This window comes from Brevibacillus fulvus (genome assembly GCF_016908525.1).
GTDB classification, from domain to species: Bacteria; Bacillota; Bacilli; order Brevibacillales; family Brevibacillaceae; genus Brevibacillus_G; species Brevibacillus_G fulvus.
On the sequence record NZ_JAFBEB010000029.1, the window covers coordinates 1 to 1,549 of the forward strand.

Annotated in this window: 1 protein-coding gene; it reads left to right on the forward strand. The window is 53.0% G+C overall.

Annotation, left to right across the window (positions count from 1 at the left end):
* The first annotated feature begins 88 nt into the window (after positions 1–88).
* The gene (locus JOD01_RS19545; protein WP_204520135.1) at positions 89–1,537 is read left to right on the forward strand and encodes a transposase; all 1,449 of its coding nucleotides are present in this window, start codon (positions 89–91) and stop codon (positions 1,535–1,537) included.
* Positions 1,538–1,549: the final 12 nt, after the last annotated feature.

The window sequence follows — 1,549 nt, forward strand, 5'->3', positions numbered from 1 at the left end:
AAGTCCGGTGAAAAAGTCCGCCTAAGCAGGCTTTTCCCACGGTGTTGCCGAATTATACGGTAACAATGAATTGAAAGAGTGATGGAATATGAAAGCTCATAAGTCATCGGCCATCCAGCCTCAGATGTTTCAATTTGTGGACATGGATGAACTTGTGCCAAAAAAGCATATCCTGCGCCAACTGAACGAAGCGCTTGATTTTTCCATCGTCCATGATTGGGTGGCGCCGCTATATACGGAACGCACCGGTCGCCCGGCGGCTGACCCGGAGCGAATGGTTCGACTGATGCTGCTTTCGTATCTGTTCAACCACTCCGAACGGGAATTGTATCAACTGCTGCCCATGCATGCGGGCTATTTGTGGTTTTGCGGACTGGATTTCGAATCCGTCTTGCGCCCGGACCCATCGCGACCGTCCCTGCCGGATCGGACGACCTTGGTGAAGACCCGGAAATTGTGGCGAAAACACGGCATTTTCGACAAGCTCATGAAACATGTCGTCGATCAGTGCATCGCCGCCGGATTGGTCAAATCCGATGTGCATGCAGGCGTCGACGGCTCTCAAGTACGCGCCAACGCGTCCATCCACAGCTTGAAAGAAATCACCCTGGCCCCGGTGGAGTCGATTGAGGATTACCTGACCCGCATGGCCCGGCAAGATGAAGAGACCGATTGCGCCGCCCATGATTCCGATGATGACAGACAGCCGCCCGTACCGCCTGCGCGAAAAGAGCGGCGGCTGGAAGACGAAGCGACGCATGAAGATTTTCATGGCAAAACCTTCTCCAACAAGACCCACCGCAGCGTGACGGATCCGGATGCCCGCTTGTACAAAAAGAGCAACGGTCAGGAAGCGCATTTGCGGTATTTGGTGCATCATGTGACGGATGTCAAATCCGGCGTCATTCTGTCTGCGCAAGCGAGCATCGCGTCCGGAACGGCTGAGCGTGAAACGAGTTTGCAGCAACTCGCCGCAATCCGTTTTGCCCATCCGCAAATCCGGATTCGTACGCTCTCTGCCGATAAAGCCTACGGTACGACAGATTATCTGCAAGCGTTGTTCGAGCAAGGAATTGTTCCCCTGGTTTCGCTTCGCAACCTGACACTGGAAGATGTACCGACTTGGAAACGTCACACGAACGATCCGGAGAAACAACGCAAACGGCTGGCCAAAATTCGGGAAATCCAAATCCGAAACAAAGCCAAACAAATTCAGCTCAAGGGTTCTTACCGTCATTTGCAAAAGTTGCGCACGCGATGCGAGCATGTGTTTGCCGAAAGCAAAGTCGCGCATGGCCTGGGTCGGGCACGGAGCCGCGGTCTGGACTGCATGCTGGAGCAGGCACTGCTCACGGCAATTGTTCAAAATCTGAAAAGACTATGCCGGTTTAAAAAGAAGCGGCCTCAAACCGGTATTTCGGCATGTCCAAAACCGAAATTCGTGATGATGGAGGCAATGTCCGACCTGCTCATTTCGGCGTTGGGTAGGGTGTTTTCCTCATTTTTCATGCTGAAGAGATGGTTGCAACTGACCTAAATCACCAGACTT